The organism is Ralstonia sp. R-29 (assembly GCF_049913345.1).
Classification (GTDB): domain Bacteria; phylum Pseudomonadota; class Gammaproteobacteria; order Burkholderiales; family Burkholderiaceae; genus Ralstonia.
Genome location: NZ_CP184378.1, coordinates 117,660 through 136,635 on the forward strand (window position 1 = coordinate 117,660; position 18,976 = coordinate 136,635).

Sequence of the window (18,976 nt, forward strand, 5' to 3'; positions counted from 1 at the left end):
ATGACCATCGTTGAGAAATACTGGGACGACGCCCGCGAGGGCGATACGTGCGTGAGCCCGAGCTACACGGTTACGAAGGAACGCATCCTCGCTTATGCCGACCTCACCGGCGACCACACGCCGGTGCATGTCGACGAGGCCTACGCCAATGCCAGCCACTTCGGCTGCATCGTCGCGCATGGCTTGTTCGGCCTGTCGATTGCGGATGGCTTGAAGACGCAGAGCGACTATCGCTTCCTGCCCGGCATGTCGCTCGGCTGGACGTGGGATTTCCTGCTGCCGATCAAGGTCAACGACGTCTTGCACGTGAAGTTCCGGGTCGGGGAGATGCGTGCAAGCAAAAGCCGGCCGGGTTGGGGCATCGTCGTGCTGCCCTCGGAGCTGATCAATCAAGATGGCCAAGTCGCACAACGCGGCGAGCACCGCCTGATGGTGCCGCGCCGGCCGGGAGCGTTCTGATGCAGGCGCGCCCACTCGAAGGTATTCGCGTTGTCGACTACAGCCACTTCCTCGCCGGCCCCTACGTCGGCCGATGCCTGGCGGCGCTCGGCGCTGAAGTGATCAAGGTCGAACGCCCCGGCACCGGCGATGCCGGCCGTCAGCACGCCACCGTGCTCGACGACGAGCAAAGCGGCTACTTCCTGCAGCTCAACATGGGCAAGCGTGGCGTGAGCGTCAATATGAAAGACCCGCGCGGCAAGGCGTTCATGCAGCGGCTGTGCGATTCCGCCGACGTGTTCATCGAGAACTACCGGCCCGGCGCGCTGGACAAGCTGGGGTTGGGCTATGCCGAGCTGTCGGCGCGCAATCCGGGCCTGGTGTATTGCTCCATCTCGGCCTACGGACATACCGGGCCGGATGCACATCGCGCCGGTTTCGGGCTGATTGCCGAAGCCAAGAGCGGCATCATGCAAATGGTCGGCACGCCCGGCGAGCGACCACCGCTGTTGCGCATCTCGCTCGGTGATATGTACACGGGCATCCACGCCGTGGCCGCCATCAACGCCGCGCTGCTGGGGCGTGTGAAGAGCCAACGCGGCCAGCACATCGACATGGCGTTGTACGACACGCTGGTGTCGATGCACGAATACGCGGTGCAGTGCTACACCCTGCAAGGCGTGCTGCCCGAGCAGACCGGGCATGACATGCCCACCTCGACCCTCTATGGCGTGTTCCGCGCGGCGGACGCCGATTTGGTGATTGCCGCGCAGGTCGACGATGCATGGAAGCGCTTCGCCGCGCTGGTCGAAGCGCATGGCGGTCCGGCAGGCTTCGGCGCGGATAAGCGGTTCCATGACAGCGTTGGCCGCAACGCGCACCGGGCGGAGATTCTCTCTGTGGTCGAACCCTGGGTCGCCGCACGCCCCGTGGCATTGGTGCTGGAACTGCTGGATGGCATCGATGTTCCGTGCGCCAAGGTGCAGCGCATCGACGAGGTGCTGGCCGATCCGCAAATTCAGGCCCGCGGCATGGTGGTCGAGCAACAGCATCCGCGCTACGGAACGTTGCGCCTGCCCAACCTGCCATTCAAGTTTTCCGATTGCGATACGACCATCCGCGACGTTGCGCCCGACCTGGGCGAGCACAACGTTGAAGTCGCGCGCACCCTGGGTTTCGACCCTGACGAAATCCAGGCGATGCAGGCCGATGGCGTTCTTTACTCGAAGCGAGCCTCATGATGACTGACCACTATGCAGTGATCGGCAACCCGATCTCACACACCAAATCTCCGCTCATTCACGGTCTCTTTGCGCAGGCGGCGCAACAGGACATGCAGTACACGGCCATCGAAGGGCCGCTTGAGCCGGACACGGCGTTCGCCGATGTGGTGCGTACGTTCGCCGCCGGCGGCGGCAAGGGCATAAACGTCACGGCGCCGTTCAAGCTCAAGGCGTTTGCGATGGCCGACGAGCGCAGCGAGCGCGCCACGTTGGCGGGTGCCGCGAACGCATTGAAGTTCGAGGGTGGCCGCATCCTGGCCGACAACTTCGACGGCATTGGGCTGGTGCGTGACATCGAGATCAACCTGCAGCGGCCGATGGCAGGCAAGCGCGTGCTGCTGCTGGGTGCCGGTGGTGCAGCGCGTGGCGCGCTGCTGCCGTTCCTGGCGGCGGGGCCGGCGCAGTTGGTCATCGCGAACCGAGACGTGGCAAAGGCGCGGGCATCGGCAGACCATGTTGCTGGTCGCGGCCCGATCGTCGCTTGCGGGTATGCCGACCTGGAGACGATGGGGCGCTTCGTTCTGGTGGTCAATGCCACCTCCGCCAGCCTCACAGGCGATCTGCCGCCCGTTCCACCGAGCATCTTCAGCCCCGATGGGCTGGCCTACGAACTGGCGTATGGCAAACGGCTGACACCGTTCCTGCGGCTCGCGCGCAACGCGGGTGTGCGCAACATCGCCGACGGCGTCGGCATGCTGGTCGAACAGGCTGCGGAAGCGTTCGTCTGGTGGCGCGGCGTGCGTCCGGATACCCGCCCCGTGATCGATCGACTCACCGTTCCCCTCGACTGATCTGAACTGATCTGAACTGATCTGAATCCATCGCAGAGGTTTGAATGAAGCGCATCCTGATGCTCCACGGCATCAATCACAACATGTTCGGTAAACGTGATCCCACGCAGTACGGGACCATCACGCTGGCCGAGATCGACGCAAAGTTGCAGGCCCTCGGCGACGAGTTGGGCGTGCAAGTGGAATCGTTCCAGACGAACAGCGAAGCGGCGATGTGCGAACGCATTCATCGCGCCTTCGAAGAGGGCCAAGACGCCGTGCTGATCAACGCAGGCGCCTGGACGCACTACAGCTACGGTATCCGCGATGCACTCGCGATCCTCACGTGCCCCGTCGTCGAGCTGCATATGTCCAACATCCACGCGCGTGAACCGTTTCGGCATCACTCGGTGTTTGCCGACATCGTCAGCGGGCAGATCTGCGGGTTTGGCGTTCAGAGCTACCTGCTGGCGCTGCGGGCGGCGGTTTCTGCGCTCGGGCCTGCGTAGCGAAGGCCATAACAGAAGACGGCCCCGGCAACGCAGCGCCCCAGGCACGTTGGCTGCTACCCATTCCTTGTGCGCAAGCGCGCATTTTCAAAGGAGCAGACCATGAACAAGGACCAAGTGAAGGGTACTGTCGAGAAAATGAAGGGCAAGGCCAACGAGGCCCTGGGCAAAGTGACGAACAATCCTGCACGCGAGCTGAAGGGCGACCTTCAGCAGGCCGGCGGCCAAGCGCGCAAGGATGCGGGTGACGCCAAGGAAGCCGCGAAGGACATCGCGAAGAAGTCCCGCTAGCTGGGGTACACATGGCAAGGAAAAGGGCGACTGACTGGCCGCCCTTTTTTTGTTTGCCCGCTCATGCACGGGGGATGTTCGGCAGCGTGCCGGACGGCCTCGAAAAACAGCAGAGGCGAATGACGCGAGCCAGACGCTTACTGTTCCAGCGTCCACCCTGCGTTGGGCACGTTTTTCCCTTCGCGATAGGTCCAGTGCGCGCCGCAAGTCCTGCAGGTGAACGTGCTCACCGTGACGGCCGCAGTCTTGGAGGCTTTGATGCGCTGTGTGTCGGTGATTCTCAGAAAAGCATGGCCTGACGCGCCAAGTCGACCGACTTCAATAGCAAGGCAAGGGCCGCAGAGTGTCATGCGAATTCCTCTCTTAAATAACGTGGCCCCAATGTAACGCACGAACATGTGTCCGTTGCATCTTCGGCCTCAGACGCCAAAGACGGGCGCGCCATATTTCAACAGCAATTGCTCGATCTGGCTCATGTCATCGGTGCGCGGTGTTCTGTCTTCTGTCACGCGTGACGGGCCGCCATACTCGGCCGCCACATGCCTGCGCACCGTGAGTACATCGTCGGCCGGCGGCACGACGATGACGGCCTCGCCCGGCTCGTGCCGGTAGCTGCCATCTTTCCAGCCGTCGGGCGTGAGATGCAACTCTTCCCATTCATCGCTCACAGACATGGCGATTTCCTTCTAACGTTGGGTGGGCCTGCTGCTGCAGCAAGCGGAAAAGCCGCCATGGGCGGCCGGCGTGGTTCAGTTCTTGTGACGGGTGGCCAGACGTGCGATGGCGGCGCTTCCTGCACGCCGGGCCGCGTGTCTTGCAAGCGCTTCCGTACCGTGGACGTTGTGGCGCATCGAGACGTTGGCGAGGATACGTTCCACGCCATCGCTGTATTCACTGATGAGGTAGGTGGCAAACCAGACGCCTGGTTCTTGCTCGATCGGGTACACGGACACCGTGTAGGGGGATGGGACTTGGTTCAATCGACTGCTTGGTTTCGGGCGACGGCCAGTGGCAGGCGTGGTGCGACTGGGCAAACCACTGCGTGCTCAGACGTACGCCACGATGGGTAAGGCCAATGCTGTTGTGCCATCCACATAGATGTGAGGAGCAAGCCATTGGCGGCGAGGTGACCGTACTTGCGTACGCAGGCGCGCCTAGTACATGCGCGTCGGATACGGAGCGGATAACCCGCCGGTCTGGTGGTGATGGGCTGCGTGGCCCAGGACGATTCGGGTGTACGCCCGACGGGTGGCCGGCGTTGTGTTGTCTTGTCTGGCTCGGCACCCGGCCCGATCCATGCGAGAAGCGGGCAGAAGGTTGTGCATGGTAACAGCTTCTCGCCACCCCTGCGGCGAGGCAGGCGCAACATGAGGCGGGCAAGCAAAGCGCGGGTGCAACCACATTTGTGCGTTATTTCGAGGTGGATTGCTTTTTTTCGTTGACAAAACCTTGTGATGGCGGTAAAAAATGCGCCGCAGGCTTTTCAAGCAGTTACTCCGATGTTTTGGGCTGTCACACCAAGCGACACCTTTTCCTCTTTGTTCCTTCCTTGATTGTCATGCCTGGAGAGCATGGGCTCATCCAGAACATTTAAGGAATCCAACATGGAAACCGGTATCGTCAAGTGGTTCAACGACTCCAAGGGCTTCGGCTTCATCACCCCGGATGCAGGCGGCAACGATCTGTTCGCTCATTTCTCTGAAGTTCAGGGCAATGGCTTCAAGTCGCTGCAAGAAGGCCAGAAGGTCAGCTTTGTGTCCGGCGTAGGCCAAAAGGGCCCGGTCGCGACCAAGATTGCAGCGATCTGATCCAGCTCGCCCGCAGTAAAAAAACCCCGCCACGCGGGGTTTTTTTTTCGTCCCCCAGCATATGGGCCCGGGCCCGACATAGCGCGAACACCCTGTTTGTGGGCCCCGAAAGATAGTGACGCCGCCGCGCAGTTATAGGAGTACAGTGGGGCACCAACAATGGCGCGCCAAATCTTGCATTCGTTGGCACGAAGCACGTTTATCCGCACTTGAGATCGCAGCGCTCGGTGGCGCCTCCTCCGCTGGATCAAGCTCTGCACGCTGTCATCTTCGCCCGTTCCGCACACGAACGCTTGTCCGTTGATGCTTCGACTCGCGATGTAGGTCATGGAGATCCGTGATGCTCGACCTTGTCGCGTTCACCAAGCCGGTGCTCGATGAAATTACCGGGCAGGATGTGCGGACCTGGAGTGCCGGTCCGCATACGCTAGCGGCCAACTGGCAGGTCCCCGAACTCGACAGCCGCATCTGGCGTGTGAGAACGCTCACGATTGCATTCACGCACGATGTCATGAATCAGTTGCTGCACGCGGATCGGCAAGACCTGTGTCAGTTCCAGTGCATGCTTGACCGCGCTCTACGCGCGCGCCTGGGCATGCATGCTCAAACAGACCTGGGAGATCAGATGCTCATGATTACCGTCGATGATCTGGGCGTGGATTCGTAACCACCTGCGCACCATCGACGCGTTGAGCTTCGATTGTGCCCATACGAGTTGGAGTCATTCATGAATGCAAACCCGTCAGCCACGTACAAGGGGTTCGACCTGTATCCGTTGGTGTACAGGACGGAGACGGTCCAGTCATGGCCGCGCAAGCGCCCCGACCGCACATTCAACGCGTCCGTCGTGATCTGCCGCGAAGGTCATCCACCTGGAACAGAGCATTCGCGCGTGTTCCGCGTGACGCTTGCCGCGTGGGAGAACGTCGGCACGGCGAGGCGGGGAGCGCTGAAGTTTGGCGAAGACGTCATCAATGGACTGGTGGTGGGCGAATCGGTCGTGTCGCTATAACGGGCGCGATGTTTCGCTGGCCCACAGCCCTGTTAGAGACTGCGTTGGAGAGGAGTGTTGTATGCGTGACGAGCCCGAAGACAAGATGACCCCTGCGTCCGACAAGAGGAGCTTTCTCTGCACGCTTCCGGGCGAGAAGAAAGGCATGGCGTATTCCATCACCGTTGGTTTTTGCAACGATGGGCATCCGAACTGTGCGCAATTCACCAGTTTCGTGGGGGAGGGAAGGCGGTCCTTCCGGGTGTTGGCGAGCGCTTCGGATGTCTTATCTGCCGCCACGCGTAACGTTGAGACCTTTTGCCGCTTGGCAGTGGGACAAGTCATTCGAGACAGCCTCTACGCAAATACGGTGCAGGGCGACCATACCCTCGATGCGCGCGTGCAGGCTTGGCAAGGGGATCTCAGACCTGCGGGATCACGCGGCGTACAACGGCCGCTTCGTTCGCACTCGCTGATCCGAGGGTAGTTCCATCAAGCCAGCGTGAAGACCGAACATTGACGGCCAACAGGCGGCTTGGCTTATTGCTCGTCGAATGCTAGGGGTGAAGCTTTTCACCCTTGTTCAGCATGTCAATGAACTGAGCGATCTTCCTCGCGCGTGTTTCGGCTTTCTTGACGTTCTGGATTCTGAACAGAATGGCGTACCGGTTTTGGCTATTCAGGGTCGCGAAGAACTGCTTGGCCTTCGGGTTGGCGTCGAGAGCCTGCTGCAGATCATCGGGTACGGTCGACGTGCTCGCAGAAGAGTAGGCCGCCTTCCAGCGCCCGTCGCACTTGGCTTGGTCGATCGCGCGAAGCCCCATGGGGCGCATCCTGCCGGCGGAGATCAACGCCTCGGCTTTTGCCTTGTTGATCTTGGACCAGATGCTCTTGGCGGTTCGCGGCGTAAATCGCTGCAGCCAGTAGTGCGCGTTCTCTGCCTGCTTTTGCCCATCAATCCACCCGTAGCAAAGGGCGCTCTCCAGCGCCTGTGCGTAAGAAAGCGTGGGTTGTTCGGCCGATCGCTTGGCGATGCGCAGCCAAACACCCGGCACGTCCTCTCCGTGGGCGTCGAGCCAGGCTTCCCAGGCTTCCTGGTTGGTGAACGTCAGTGTGGGGCTGTGCATGATGGTGGGGCGGAATGACGTGCTCGCGAAATGGAGTTTGCCGGGAACGCTATTCACGCCTGAAGCTCAGGACGCCTCTCCCTATCGGGTTCCCAGCAACCAGCGGATTCGGCATCCACGCCGTACGGATTTCGAGCGCGTCCCCATCCAGCGTGTAGAAACGCTCCTGCTCGGTGCCGTTCCAGGCTTCATTCCAGGATGCGTCGATCGTGGTGATGAACCGATCGCCATCGATCCGATACCGCCCCGTATAGGCCATCACCGTGCGGAAAAGGGCGGCCAGTTTCTCGTCGGTATTCCCGGGCTCCCGCGCGTTTGCGGTGACGAGCACCACCATTCGCCCATCCGCGCCAAACATGAGCGCTCCCTTGGGATCCGCGCCCCACGGTTGCGTACGTTCCTTTGTGTTCTGAAGCTCGGTCTCAAAAGATACTAATCGCCAGCTGCCGTGAAGTTTTGTGTCGTGCTCAGGCATCGTCTGTCCCTGTCATGGTTCAAGTTGCGGTCGTGCCGGCCGCTGCTCGGCCCGCAAAGCCACTGTTCGCATGGTAGTCGGCCCGGATTGCTGCTGCATGCAGCCTTGTCGATCACAAGTTCCACTCAAGGAACGGAACAATGCGTTCCGTTTTTGTGCATTGCAATATCGCGTGGCGCCTCGTACCTTGAAGTGACCGTCACTTTGCTGACGACCCCAAGAAGGTATGCCATGAATACAACGCCTGATACTGCGCTCCCCTCCGTCGATTCCAAGACCAATAACACCGTCTCTGCCCTCCAGCATGGGGACATCGTTGCCGCGTTTACCGCGCAGTCATCCCAGCGCATCGCCGTGCTGCACATGCTGTATCCGCACACCGACGCCCGCACGCACCGCAGTCTGGATAGTCTGGTTGAAGCGCTGCATCGCCATGGACTTCACGGCGTGGCCACGCTGGTGGAAAGCGAGGCCCGTTACCTCGTGTTCCAAGATCCCACTGAGGCCTGGCGTGCGCTGCATGAGATTCGCCATGACTCGCTGGCCGTTGGCGTGCATCTCTACTACCGCGGCTTGACGGGTAGTGCTGCGGAAGCTGCGTTGGATGTGGATGCGCATCTGATGCAGTGAACGCCCCGCGGCCGCAGTCCGGTTGAGGACAGCACGACAGAACGCTCGGCGCTTCAGAAAAAAAGCCCCGAACGCCGAGCGACATCTCCGCCATTGGGAGGAGGGCGCCGCGATCCTTTAGAATCGCGCTCTTTGCCCGTACTCCCATGTGGTTCAAGAATCTTCAGGTTCATCGTCTTCCGGCGCCGTGGGCCGTTACCCCTGATCAGCTTGAAAAATGGCTGGCGCCCCACGCGTTTCAACCGGGCAACAGCGTCGAAAAGCAGACCGCCGGATGGGCATCGCCGCGTGACGATGGCGCGCTGGTGTATTCCACCAATCGGCAGATGCTGCTCACTTTCCGCGCTGAAAAGAAGCTCTTGCCGGCATCGGTCATCAATCAGGTGACCAAGGCCCGCGCGCAGGAGCTGGAGGAGCAGCAGGGCTTTAAGCCCGGGCGCAAACAGCTGCGCGAACTCAAGGAGCAGGTGACTGACGAGTTGCTGCCGCGCGCCTTCAGCATTCGTCGTGACACCCGGGTGTGGATCGACCCCGTCAACGGCTGGCTCGTCATCGACGCCGCTTCGCAGACGCTGGCGGACGACGTGCGTGGCCTGCTCGTGAAATCGGTCGACCAGTTGCCGCTCACCAGCGTGCGCGTGGCGCATTCGCCGGTGGCCGCGATGACGGAGTGGCTGCTTTCCGGTGAGGCGCCCGGCGGGTTCACCGTCGACCAGGACGCCGAGCTGCGCTCAACCGGAGAAGGCGGGGCCACGGTGCGATACGTCGGCCACGCGCTGGAAGCAGAAGACATGCGCCGGCATATCGAAGCCGGCAAACAGTGCATGCGCCTGGCGATGACGTGGGATGACCGCGTCTCCTTCGTGCTGACGCCGTCGCTCACGATCAAGCGCATCACGCCGCTCGACGTGATCAAGGAAGCTGAAGACCCCACCGCGCAAAACGACGAGGAACGCTTCGAGTCCGATTTCGCCTTGATGACGGGGGAACTGGGGCGGATGCTGGCGGATCTGGTCGAGATTCTGGGTGGCGATCAGCAAGACGCGGTGCTTCAGGCCGCAGCCTGAATGCGGTTGGCCGGGCCCTGACAAAGGCCGTTTGTTTCCTGGAGCGGGCTGGCTGTAGGCGGAATTCAATCGCATTGTTTTTCGCCTAGCCTTGTGACGTCGCCAGCCATTCACGCACACCGCCATGCACATCCCCAGCATCATCCCGTCCAAAACCGCGCTGCTGGTCATGCATTACCAGACCGACATCACGGGGTTGTTTCCGTCGGTCGCCCCTACGTTGTTGGCCAATACGCGCCAGTTGTGTGACGCGGCGCGGGCCAAGGGCGTGCACGTGTATTTCGCGCAGTTCCATTTCAGCCCCGGCTATCCGGAGGTCAGCCCGTTGAACAAGAACGGGCAGGGCGTGAAGCAACTGGGCTTGTTCGTGAACGACCGCATTTCGCCGGAACTCGGCCAGCGGGCGGATGAACCGCTCATCCTCGCGCATCGCGCCAGTGTGTTCTTCGGGACGGATCTTGGCGTGCGGTTGTCCGCCCAGGGTGTCGACACGCTCATCATGGTGGGCATTGCGTCGACGGGCGTGATGCTGTCTTCCGTTGCGCACGCGAGCGATGCGGACTACCGCATCTTCACCGTCAAGGATTGCTGCTACGACCCCGACGAGGTCGTGCACGCGCATCTGTTTGCCACGGCGTTTGAATCTCGCACGACGGTTCTGGCGCTGGATGATGCGTTGACGTTGCTGGCGTAGCGCTAGTAGCGGAGGTCAGGGCTGCGCTTCCACCGGGGCGCACGCTACGCGATTTCTACCGGTGCGCTTGGCCTCGTACAGGGCGATATCCGCGGCTTTGGTCAAGGCCTCGAGTGATGGGACGCTCGACCGCCTTGCCGTGGCGCAACCCACGCTCACCGTGAACGGCGCCAGGGGTTGATGGCCATTGGTGGGGTGCGAGCCTTCGACTTCTGCGCGGATGCCTTCGGCGATCTGCATGGCGCCCGCTTCGTCGGTGTCGGGCAGCACGAGCACAAACTCTTCTCCGCCGTATCGCGCTGCCAAGTCACCACGCCGGCGCACATGCTTACTGATGCAGTTGGCGAGATGCTGGAGCGCGGTGTCGCCCTGTGCATGGCCGTGCGCGTCGTTGTACCGCTTGAAGTTGTCGGCATCCACAAACAGCACGGAGAGACAACTGCCATTGCGTTGCAGGCGGTCCCACTCGTTGTCGAGCGCGGTGTCGAGGGCGCGGCGGTTCTTCAGCCCGGTGAGCGCGTCGATCTGGGTCAGCTCTCGCAGATGGTGCTCCGCCTTGACGCGCCCACGCAGGGCAAACGCAAGGAGCCACACGCCGCCGCAGAAGGCCAGGCTCACCAGCAATGACGATAGCCCGACCACCCACGCCAGCCGCGTCCACGAGGCCAGCGCATCGGACATAGCAGGCGCCACCACGGCAATGAACGGCGTGCCCGGCACGCGCTGGAACGTGTACTGCCGCAGCAGGCCGTCGCTGGCCGAGGGCGCGACATAGACGCCGGACTCCTGATTCACCATGCGCGGAAACGTCAGCGATTTGCTGTAGTTCAACGAGCGCGCTTTATTCGACGGTGGGTTTCGGGCGACGAGTGAGCCGTCGGTACGGACAATGGCCGTCACGCCGTGCGGGCCCACATCCAGCTTCGACAGCAGTTGCTGGAAATACTCCAAGTCGATCGCGACCAGCGCGGTGCCACCGAAAGTGCCGTCTGGTCGGTTGATCCTGCGGCTGAGCGCGATAGCTTCGATGCCGCCGCGTGATCGTGCGCGATAGACGTTAGATACGTACAAGCCAACGTTTGCGGAGTCGCGCTGGGCAATGAAATAGTCGCGGTCGCTGAAATCCCAGTGGTGGGTGGCGGAGCAACAGCCGTCGATGAGCAAGCCTTTATCGTCGGTCACGCCCATGCCGGTCAGGTATTGGGTGGCGGTTCGGTTGAACAACAGGTCATGTCGCACGTCAGGGGGCAGAGCGCGGATGCTGGGCTTGTCCAGCGCGGCAACCAGCGTGAGCAGGGACTGGTCGGCCGACTCCACCGTGCGGGAGATGTGGCTCGACAGAACTGCGGCCACGTTTTTCGACATGCCGTGGGCGTGTTCGATGGCCGTTTCGCGATCGGCCCACAGGGTGAGCGCGCTGATGGACAGCACCACCAGCGTCAGCAGCGTGCCCAGCGCACCGACGATAAAGGGGTGATGACCGGCCAGCGTTGTGAGCCTTTGGGCGAAGGGGCGAAGGGGCATGTTGGGGCGGCAGGTCGGCAGATGCCGTGCGTCTGTCTTTTGGGGCTGAGTGCGGCCGATTCGAAGCGTTATTCGCCCAGGCAGCGAGCGCACAGCCCTTCTGCCGGAAAGCGACAGTACGGTTATCGGCAGGAATGGAAAAAACTACAGCCTGGCTGGGCGCGCGATGCTGGCTGTGATGGCGGGCTGTTGACGGGGTTCCGACGACGCGAAGGTCAGCCGCGCATGCGTAGCAGATCTGCGTACGAGACGAGTTTGCGTTTGCCTTTCTGCAGCGTTTTTCGTTTGGAGGGCGTGCGGGCCGTTTTGCCGCGCTCGAATTTGGCGGCAGCCCGCGCGTCTTCCTTGGCGTGGATCTCCGCGGCCTTGGCTTCGGCTTTCTGACGGTCGGCTTCCAGCTTGGCGGCCACGCGTTCCTCTCGGGCAACGTCCTGCGCGGCCGACAGGATTTCAGCCTTGAGGCGATCGCGCCGTTGCTTGGCGGCGGCGCGGGCGGCTTGCAATTGCTCTTTGCGTTGCCGCAGCCAGTCTTGCCGGCTCACCGGCGCAGGGCGCGCCTCCGGGGGCACGCTCAGGCGCAGTGCCCGGCTGGCGGCAACCTTGTCTGTCCGAAGCGTGCGTCGCGCGTTCTGTTTCGCATCACTCACGGGGCGTTGTTCTCCTCAAGCGCACATCAATGTGCTCCAGACGGCAAAGGGCGGGTGGGCCCCGTAGACCTGATCTTGCCACCGTACCACAGGACTTCGCGGTTGCGCCGGGGTGGACGCGACGCCACAGGACACGGCATCGACCCGCCGGGCAGGTGTGCCGCTAACGTGCCACGTTGAACCAGAACTGCACGGCCGCAAAGCCAGCCGCCGCTGCGGCGGTCAGCGCGATGCGCAATCGGCAGGTGGCCGGTGTCGTTGCCAGTAGCACGCGCCCGAGCGTCCAGCCGAGGATGGACAGCGCCAACGCGACGGTGCCGGGCAGCCACCGCAACGACATGTCCAACCCAGTGTCGGAAAGCGCGGATTGGGGGTGGAGCCACGCTAGTCCTAGTGCACCGCCGGCGGTCAGCAGGCAGGTGCTTACGATGGTGGTGATGGCGGCATCGGCGCGCGGTTCTGCAGCTTGCTGCTCCAGTCGCGTATACGCGCTGCGCAGCCGAGCATGCGTTGCCTCGAGAATGGCGAGACCTGTCGACCCGGCAAGGCGTAGGGTCGCGCCCAGCGCATCGGAGCGGGCCCGCGTGTTGTGCAGATTGGCTTCACCGGCGATGGCACCGGCAGCCATTGCAAGATAGGGAAAGGGCGTCCACACGAAACTCATGATCAGGAACAATGCCCCGCGATAGCCCGAGATCCACAGAACCACGGTAAATGTCAGATACGTCAGCAAGGCGACCAAGGCACCGCGCAGCGGCCCGTACGCCTTCAGGTCGGCACGGCGAGGGTGGAGCAGCCATGTCCAACCGTATGCGCAGGCTGCGGCCAGAAACGGCAGCCCAAGCGCCAATTGCGAGGGCATGGGTATGGGCGGCTCGGACAGATACGGCGTCAGCACCGGCGTGAACACCGCTGCGGTGCCCAACGCGACAACGGCAAAGAATCTGGCGGTAAACGCGCGCATATGGATAGCGTGCTGCTGTATAGGGTAGTGCCGACAGGAAAGATCATCCCATGGCGCGATCCAGCCTCGACCAATCCGCCATCACGGCAATGGGCAACAAGCTTTCAGCGCGGTTTGGCGGCGGGGATTTTGCAGTGCGAGGCTCACGCCTGGAGGCTATCCCCAGTATGCGCCACCCTCATACCCCCTCATCAAAATACGTCGCTTCCCCGTGCCAATTGGGCGCCGACACAATGCGCGAGTCCAACTCATCGACGAGACTCCGCAATGACCACCCAGAAGCAGCTCTATATCGGCGAAGGCTTTGAAGGCCCCGGCGTCAATCTCGCGCATATCAACGTGCTGATCGGCCCGCGCAACGGTCCGGCAGGGCAGGCGTTCTCGACCGCGCTGGCGACGCCGTCGGCCGGCCACGCGCCGTTCGTGGTGATCGCGCAGCCGGGTGTGCCGACCAAGCCGCTCACGCTGTACGTGAACAAGGCGCAAATCGTGAACGATTTTCACGGCAACGCCACATGGGGCGCTTCGCAGGCCGGTATCGCCAAGGCTGTGGCCGAAGCGCTGGAGAATGGCACGCTGCCTCCGGAAGCCGAAAACGACTGGGTGGTTGTGACAGCCAACTGGGTGAACCCGGGCACCGACAATCTCGACGCCGTGTTCGAGAACAACTACAACGCCTGCCGCAACGCCATCGTCGCGGCCATGGAAGGTCTGCCGCGCAAGGAGGCCGTGTTTGCCGCCGCGCGTGAGGTGTCCAACCCGTTTTACACGCCCAAGCACGCCTGAGGAAGCGCAGATGGAATACGTTCGCCTGGGCCAATCCGGCCTGCGGGTCTCGCGCCTGTGCCTCGGCACCATGAACATGGGCACACCGCAATGGAAGCCGTGGATTTTCGATGAGGCGCAAAGCGAGCCCATCGTGCGCCACGCGCTCGAAGCCGGTGTCAACTTCATCGACCTGGCTGACTTCTACTCGACCGGCGTGGGCGAAGAGGTGGTCGGCCGCATCCTGAAGCGCCTGGCACGCCGCGAGGAAATTGTCGTCACCACCAAGGTGGGCTACGACATGGGCAATTACCCCAACGCGGGCGGCCATTCGCGCAAGCACATCTTTGACGGCATTGACGGTTCGCTCACGCGTCTGGGCATGGATTACGTCGATATCTACATGCTGCACTTCTTCGACGTGCACACGCCCGTGGAAGAAACCATGCGCGCGATGAACGACATCGTGCGGGCAGGCAAGGCGCGTTACATCGGCGTGTCGACCATGTACACGTGGCAGTTCGCCAAGATCATGCAGGTGTGCGAGCGCAACGGCTGGCACAAGCCGATCAACATGCAGCTGCAGCTCAACCTCGCCTACCGCGAAGAAGAGCGTGAAATGGTTCCGTATTGCCAGGACCAGGGCGTGGGCGTGTCGGTGTTCAGCCCGCTCGCGCGCGGCCTGCTGAGCTGCGAAGCGCAATCAACGCGCAACCAGACCGATTTCTTCACCGTCCAGATGTACGGTGATGCCGCATCGCTGGCGATTGCCGAATCGCTGGCACGGGTGGCCAAGCGCCGCGGCGTGCCGCCGGCACAGATCGCGCAGGCCTGGGTGCTCAGCCGCCCCGGCATCGCCAGCATGCTGGTCGGTGCGGACTCGGTTGCGCAGTTCGACAGCGCACTCGGCGCACTCGAGACCAAACTGACCGAAGACGAGCTCCACGAGCTGGAGCGCAACTACACCCCGTGTGACCTCATCAACGACTACACGGCCGGGCAGCGTATTGCGCGTGAGCCGCGTCCGGCGCAAGGCAGCTTTGCCGCAGAATAAGGAACCCCTGATGAGCGAATTTCTCAAGACTGGCCATTACATTGGCGGCGAGTGGTATGCCCCGCAGGGCATCGGTGCGGCAACCTATTCGGTGCTGAACCCCGCCACCGGCGAGACCATTACGCAAGTCGCCAAGGGCGGCGCAGCGGAAACACAGCAGGCCATTGCCGCCGCCGAGCGTGCGTTCCCTGCTTGGCGTGCACTCACCGCCAAGGAGCGCGGCGCACGCGTCAAGCGCTGGGGCGAGTTGATGCTGGAAAACCGCGACGCGTTGGCCGAGTTGCTGACCCGCGAACAGGGCAAGCCGCTGGCCGAAGCCAAAGGGGAAGTCGCCTACGCGGCAAGCTTCCTGGAGTGGTTTGCCGAAGAGGCCAAGCGCATGTACGGCGACGTCATCCCCAGCCCGAAACCGAACGCGCAGATCGTCGTCACGCGCGAGCCGATCGGCGTGGTGGCGGCCATTACGCCGTGGAATTTTCCGCTGGCGATGATCACGCGCAAGGCGGGCCCAGCGCTGGCGGCCGGCTGCACGATGGTGCTCAAGCCGTCGGAAGAAACCCCGTTGTCCGCCTTTGCTCTGGCGGTGCTGGCGGAGCGTGCTGGCGTGCCGGCGGGCGTGTTCAACGTCGTCTCGGGGGATGCAGTGGCCATCGGTACGGTGATGACGGAATCGCCCGTGGTGCGCAAGCTGTCGTTCACGGGCTCGACGCGCGTGGGCAAGCTGTTGGCCAAGCAGTCGGCTGATACGTTGAAGAAGCTGTCGCTGGAGCTGGGTGGTAACGCGCCGTTCATCGTGTTTGACGATGCGGATCTTGACGCAGCGGTGGAAGGCGCCATGGCCTCGAAGTTCCGCAACACCGGGCAGACCTGCGTGTGCGTGAACCGCTTCCTGGTGCAGGACGGCGTGTACGACGCCTTCACGCAGAAGCTGGCCGACGCCGTGCGCAAGCTGCGCGTAGGCAACGCGCTGGCGGGGGAAGTCGACCAAGGTCCGCTCATCAACGCTGCCGCACTGGCCAAGGTGGAGTCGCATATTGCCGATGCCACGGGCAAGGGCGCCACGGTGGTGACAGGCGGCAAGCGCCACGCATTGGGCGGCACGTTCTACGAGCCGACCGTGCTGACCGGCATGACTTCCGACATGCTGATCGCTGAGGAAGAGACCTTCGGCCCGGTTGCCGGTTGCTTCTGCTTCAAAACCGAGGAAGAGGCGATTGCCATTGCCAACGACACGCCGTTCGGCCTATCGGCGTACTTCTACACGCGCGATCTGGGCCGCGCCTGGCGTGTGTCCGGTGCGCTGGAAAGCGGCATGGTTGGTGTCAACGACGGGATCATCTCCACCGAAGTCGCCCCGTTCGGCGGCGTAAAGCAATCGGGCCTCGGCCGCGAAGGCTCGAAGTACGGCATCGACGAATACGTCGAGCTGAAATACACGCTGATGGCGGGGCTCGGCCGATAAGTCGGGCCGTCTCACACGCTGTACCGGCGACTGCGCCGCGCACCCTCTGGGGTTGCGCGGCGCCACCCCTCTCTCGCGGCGGTGCCTGTATCGGCACGTTTCCCGCACGTTTCCCATAACAACGAACAACACAGGAGGAGCCATGACCCAATCCCATGTCCACTATGCCGATGGCGCGATGCCGCCGTCGTGCACCGCAGAACATGTGGAGCGACAGGGCCGCATCGGCCTGGACGATGTTCCGCTCAACGGTTTCCATATCAAGATGGCGGGCCTGACGTTCGGCGCGCATCTGACCGAGGGTTTTACGCTGGGCACCGTGGGCTACGCGCTGGCGGGGCTCAACAAGCAGATGCCGCTCGATGCGTTCTGGATGGGCATGCTCGGCAGTTCGGCGCTGCTGGGCATCTTTTTTGGCAGCCTGGTGTTTGGCTGGCTGTCCGACCGCGTGGGCCGGCAGAAGATCTTCCTCACCAGCTTCGTCATCATCACGGTGGCAGCGTTTGCGCAGTTCTTCGTCACGTCGCCGCTCGAGCTGCTGATGCTGCGCCTGCTCATCGGTTTCGGCATGGGCGGCGATTTTGCCGTTGGTCACGCCATCCTGGCGGAGTTCTCCCCGCGCAAGCATCGCGGCACGCTGCTGGGCTCGTTCAGCGTGATCTGGACGATCGGTTACGTGGCGGCGAACGTGCTCGGCATGATGTATGCCGAATCGTCGCCTGATGCGTGGCGCTGGTTGTTGGCATCGGCCGGGGTGCCGGCATTCATCGTGCTCATCCTGCGCATGGGCACGCCCGAATCGCCGCGCTGGCTGGTGGGCCAAGGCCGCGTTCAGGAGGCGCGCGCCATCATCACCAAGCACTTCGGCCCGAACGTCGTGCTGGATGGTTCGACCGATCGGCATGAAAGCCCCAGCTTCTCGCGCCTGTTCCAGAAGGATCTGATCCGCCGCACGATCTTCAACTGCGCGTTCTTCGTGTGCCTGGTGATTCCGTATTTCGCCATCTACACGTTCCTGCCGACGATTCTGAATGTCATTGGCCTGTCGCAGGGTTTCGGCACGGATCTGCTGCTCAACGGCTTCCTGGTGCTGGGCGCGCTGATTGGTATCTGGCTGACGATCAAGCTGTCACGTCGGGGGTTTTTAATCAGCTCGTTTGCGGTGTGTTGCGCGGCGCTGGTGGCGCTGGCCATCCTGCCGGAGTCGGCGTCACTGGCAATGATCGTGGCGTTTGGCGTGTTCACGCTCACGATGTCGGCGTTTAGCAACTTGGTGGGCGTGTTCCCGCCGGAGTGTTTTCCGACGGATGTGCGGGCCACCGGGGTGGGCCTTGCCGTGGCGGTCAGCCGGTTGGGCTCGGCGGTCGGTACATTCCTGCTGCCTTTGAGTATTGCCACGCTGGGTTTTCACGCGACGATGTTCGCGCTGGCCGGCGTGCTGCTGGTCGGGATGATCGTGTCGATTGCGTGGGCACCGGAAACCAAGCACCTCACGCTCAACCAGGCTGCGGGGCACTGAGCTCCCCAACCTGTTCGCGCAGCCATGCGCCGAACACACATACGTGTTCGGCCGTGGCGCTGGTCGGCGCAATGTCCAGCCAATAGCCGAACGGCCCCACCACCCGCACCGGCGATAACTGAACGAGGCTGCCGTCGGCAATTTCCTCTTCAATCATGTTGAGATCGACTACCGCCAGGCCCACGCCCTTGCGTGCCGCATGGATGGCCTGCTCCAGCGTGGAAAACTCAATACCATCGTTTGTGTGCGAAGCGGACAAGCCGGCCTGGGCGCGCCAGTCGGCCCACAGCGTCAGCCGCTTGCCTTCGTGCAGCACGTGTAGCGGCGGCAGCTTGGCGAGCAATACGTCCAGCGGCTCTGCGGCAAACTGCTGCGCTCCCACCAGCGCATGCTGCTCCACCATCAGCCGTTCGGAATGCGTGCCCGGCAGGGCGGCACGGCCAAAGCGGATATGGCAATCGCAATCGTCATCGGCGCTGGTGCGGATCGATAGGTCGACTTCTGGCTGCACCTCTGCCAGCGCTCGAAGCCGCGGCGAGAACCATTGCGTTGCCAACGTCGGCGGCATCGACACTGTGAGGCGACGCCGTGTGCCGGCCGGCGTGGAGGCAATTTCGCCAATGCCGCACTCGATGGCATCGAAGGCCTGTTCGACAAACGGCAGCAGCCGCTGTCCGGCATCGGTCAGGCAGATGCCTTTGTGATCGCGCTCAAACAGCCGCGCGTCCAGCGCATCTTCCAGCAGGCGGATCTGGCGGCTCACCGCGCCCTGTGTCACACACAGTGACGTGGCTGCGCGGCTGAAACTCAGGTGATGCGCGGTCTCTTCAAAAAATCGCAGGGCGATCAGCGAGGGCAGGCGTCGCATGGGGCATGTTCTCTCGTTGTGATGTGCCGGACCTGACGCATCCGGCGCGCGCCACCTTAGCTGCGTGCGCTGCGGTGAGCATTCGGAATC

25 protein-coding genes are annotated in these 18,976 nt (G+C 62.7%); 16 read left to right on the top strand and 9 right to left on the bottom strand.

The genetic code is table 11. The features are described 5' to 3' along the window. The 5 genes from ACN9M1_RS17805 (at position 1) to ACN9M1_RS17825 (ending at position 3,291) form a co-directional block, all read left to right on the top strand. Positions 1–459, top strand: a complete 459-nt coding sequence (locus ACN9M1_RS17805) for a MaoC family dehydratase (protein WP_426400748.1) — start codon at positions 1–3, stop codon at positions 457–459. Further along, the gene (locus ACN9M1_RS17810) at positions 459–1,679 is read left to right on the top strand and encodes a CaiB/BaiF CoA transferase family protein (RefSeq protein ID WP_426399894.1); all 1,221 of its coding nucleotides are present in this window, start codon (positions 459–461) and stop codon (positions 1,677–1,679) included. The genes ACN9M1_RS17805 and ACN9M1_RS17810 overlap by 1 nt, the downstream gene beginning before the upstream one ends. After that, positions 1,679–2,512: a shikimate dehydrogenase gene (gene aroE / locus ACN9M1_RS17815; protein ID WP_426400749.1), complete on the top strand. Its 834-nt coding sequence runs from the start codon at positions 1,679–1,681 to the stop codon at positions 2,510–2,512. Before ACN9M1_RS17810 ends, aroE begins: the two co-directional genes overlap by 1 nt. Positions 2,513–2,556: 44 nt before the next feature. Next, positions 2,557–3,000 (top strand): type II 3-dehydroquinate dehydratase, encoded by a 444-nt coding sequence (gene aroQ, locus ACN9M1_RS17820; protein WP_426399895.1) that lies wholly within the window; start codon positions 2,557–2,559, stop codon positions 2,998–3,000. Positions 3,001–3,102: 102 nt separating this feature from the next. Continuing rightward, positions 3,103–3,291 carry a CsbD family protein gene (locus ACN9M1_RS17825; RefSeq protein ID WP_426399896.1) on the top strand — a complete coding sequence of 63 codons (189 nt, stop codon included), beginning with the start codon at positions 3,103–3,105 and terminating at the stop codon, positions 3,289–3,291. 137 nt (positions 3,292–3,428) lie between these two features. Here the strand turns inward: ACN9M1_RS17825 and ACN9M1_RS17830 are convergent, their stop codons facing one another. From ACN9M1_RS17830 to ACN9M1_RS17840, 3 genes are all read right to left on the bottom strand, one after another. Beyond that, a complete protein-coding gene (locus ACN9M1_RS17830) occupies positions 3,429–3,641 on the bottom strand; it encodes a hypothetical protein (RefSeq protein ID WP_426399897.1) in 213 nt (70 codons plus the stop codon). A 69-nt stretch (positions 3,642–3,710) separates the two neighbouring features. Further along, a complete protein-coding gene (locus tag ACN9M1_RS17835; protein WP_426399898.1) occupies positions 3,711–3,965 on the bottom strand; it encodes a translation initiation factor 1 in 255 nt (84 codons plus the stop codon). Between the two features lie 75 nt (positions 3,966–4,040). Further along, positions 4,041–4,271, bottom strand: a complete 231-nt coding sequence (locus tag ACN9M1_RS17840; protein WP_426399899.1) for an isochorismatase — start codon at positions 4,269–4,271, stop codon at positions 4,041–4,043. 624 nt (positions 4,272–4,895) lie between these two features. Here ACN9M1_RS17840 and ACN9M1_RS17845 point away from each other — a divergent pair. The 4 genes from ACN9M1_RS17845 to ACN9M1_RS17860 all read left to right on the top strand — a co-directional run bounded on the left by ACN9M1_RS17845 (position 4,896) and on the right by ACN9M1_RS17860 (position 6,577). After that, positions 4,896–5,099, top strand: a complete 204-nt coding sequence (locus tag ACN9M1_RS17845; protein WP_048933461.1) for a cold-shock protein — start codon at positions 4,896–4,898, stop codon at positions 5,097–5,099. 340 nt (positions 5,100–5,439) lie between these two features. After that, positions 5,440–5,766, top strand: a complete 327-nt coding sequence (locus ACN9M1_RS17850) for a hypothetical protein (RefSeq protein WP_426399900.1) — start codon at positions 5,440–5,442, stop codon at positions 5,764–5,766. A gap of 60 nt (positions 5,767–5,826) precedes the next feature. Beyond that, positions 5,827–6,111: a hypothetical protein gene (locus tag ACN9M1_RS17855; RefSeq protein ID WP_426399901.1), complete on the top strand. Its 285-nt coding sequence runs from the start codon at positions 5,827–5,829 to the stop codon at positions 6,109–6,111. Between the two features lie 85 nt (positions 6,112–6,196). Continuing rightward, complete coding sequence (locus ACN9M1_RS17860; protein ID WP_426400750.1) at positions 6,197–6,577, top strand: hypothetical protein; 381 nt, start codon at positions 6,197–6,199, stop codon at positions 6,575–6,577. 70 nt (positions 6,578–6,647) lie between these two features. Here the strand turns inward: ACN9M1_RS17860 and ACN9M1_RS17865 are convergent, their stop codons facing one another. After that, positions 6,648–7,217 carry a YdeI/OmpD-associated family protein gene (locus ACN9M1_RS17865; RefSeq protein ID WP_426400751.1) on the bottom strand — a complete coding sequence of 190 codons (570 nt, stop codon included), beginning with the start codon at positions 7,215–7,217 and terminating at the stop codon, positions 6,648–6,650. A 49-nt stretch (positions 7,218–7,266) separates the two neighbouring features. Further along, entirely contained in the window at positions 7,267–7,692 is a 426-nt protein-coding gene (locus tag ACN9M1_RS17870; RefSeq protein WP_426399902.1) for a lipocalin-like domain-containing protein, read from the bottom strand. Positions 7,693–7,923: 231 nt separating this feature from the next. On the opposite strand from ACN9M1_RS17870, the gene ACN9M1_RS17875 reads away from it, so the two are divergent. From ACN9M1_RS17875 to ACN9M1_RS17885, 3 genes are all read left to right on the top strand, one after another. Beyond that, positions 7,924–8,322, top strand: a complete 399-nt coding sequence (locus ACN9M1_RS17875; protein ID WP_426399903.1) for a hypothetical protein — start codon at positions 7,924–7,926, stop codon at positions 8,320–8,322. 146 nt (positions 8,323–8,468) lie between these two features. After that, a complete protein-coding gene (locus ACN9M1_RS17880; RefSeq protein ID WP_426399904.1) occupies positions 8,469–9,389 on the top strand; it encodes a recombination-associated protein RdgC in 921 nt (306 codons plus the stop codon). Positions 9,390–9,513: 124 nt separating this feature from the next. Further along, positions 9,514–10,083: an isochorismatase family cysteine hydrolase gene (locus ACN9M1_RS17885; protein ID WP_426399905.1), complete on the top strand. Its 570-nt coding sequence runs from the start codon at positions 9,514–9,516 to the stop codon at positions 10,081–10,083. Between the two features lie 15 nt (positions 10,084–10,098). Here ACN9M1_RS17885 and ACN9M1_RS17890 read toward each other — a convergent pair whose 3' ends face one another. The 3 genes from ACN9M1_RS17890 to ACN9M1_RS17900 form a co-directional block, all read right to left on the bottom strand. Beyond that, entirely contained in the window at positions 10,099–11,607 is a 1,509-nt protein-coding gene (locus ACN9M1_RS17890) for a diguanylate cyclase (RefSeq protein ID WP_426399906.1), read from the bottom strand. A gap of 215 nt (positions 11,608–11,822) precedes the next feature. Then, on the bottom strand, positions 11,823–12,254 hold the full coding sequence (locus tag ACN9M1_RS17895; RefSeq protein ID WP_426399907.1) for a hypothetical protein: 432 nt from the start codon (positions 12,252–12,254) through the stop codon (positions 11,823–11,825). Between the two features lie 163 nt (positions 12,255–12,417). Then, complete coding sequence (locus ACN9M1_RS17900) at positions 12,418–13,218, bottom strand: hypothetical protein (protein ID WP_426399908.1); 801 nt, start codon at positions 13,216–13,218, stop codon at positions 12,418–12,420. Between the two features lie 267 nt (positions 13,219–13,485). Here ACN9M1_RS17900 and fae point away from each other — a divergent pair, with 267 nt between their 5' ends. The 4 genes from fae (at position 13,486) to ACN9M1_RS17920 (ending at position 18,018) form a co-directional block, all read left to right on the top strand. Beyond that, a complete protein-coding gene (fae, locus tag ACN9M1_RS17905) occupies positions 13,486–14,004 on the top strand; it encodes a formaldehyde-activating enzyme (RefSeq protein ID WP_426399909.1) in 519 nt (172 codons plus the stop codon). 10 nt (positions 14,005–14,014) lie between these two features. Continuing rightward, on the top strand, positions 14,015–15,037 hold the full coding sequence (locus ACN9M1_RS17910; RefSeq protein ID WP_426399910.1) for an aldo/keto reductase: 1,023 nt from the start codon (positions 14,015–14,017) through the stop codon (positions 15,035–15,037). 10 nt (positions 15,038–15,047) lie between these two features. Further along, the gene (locus tag ACN9M1_RS17915) at positions 15,048–16,499 is read left to right on the top strand and encodes an NAD-dependent succinate-semialdehyde dehydrogenase (protein WP_426399911.1); all 1,452 of its coding nucleotides are present in this window, start codon (positions 15,048–15,050) and stop codon (positions 16,497–16,499) included. Between the two features lie 178 nt (positions 16,500–16,677). Continuing rightward, entirely contained in the window at positions 16,678–18,018 is a 1,341-nt protein-coding gene (locus tag ACN9M1_RS17920; protein ID WP_426400753.1) for an MFS transporter, read from the top strand. Here the strand turns inward: ACN9M1_RS17920 and ACN9M1_RS17925 are convergent. Further along, the gene (locus tag ACN9M1_RS17925) at positions 17,996–18,886 is read right to left on the bottom strand and encodes a LysR family transcriptional regulator (RefSeq protein WP_426399912.1); all 891 of its coding nucleotides are present in this window, start codon (positions 18,884–18,886) and stop codon (positions 17,996–17,998) included. The genes ACN9M1_RS17920 and ACN9M1_RS17925 overlap by 23 nt on opposite strands. Between the last annotated feature and the right edge of the window lie 90 nt (positions 18,887–18,976).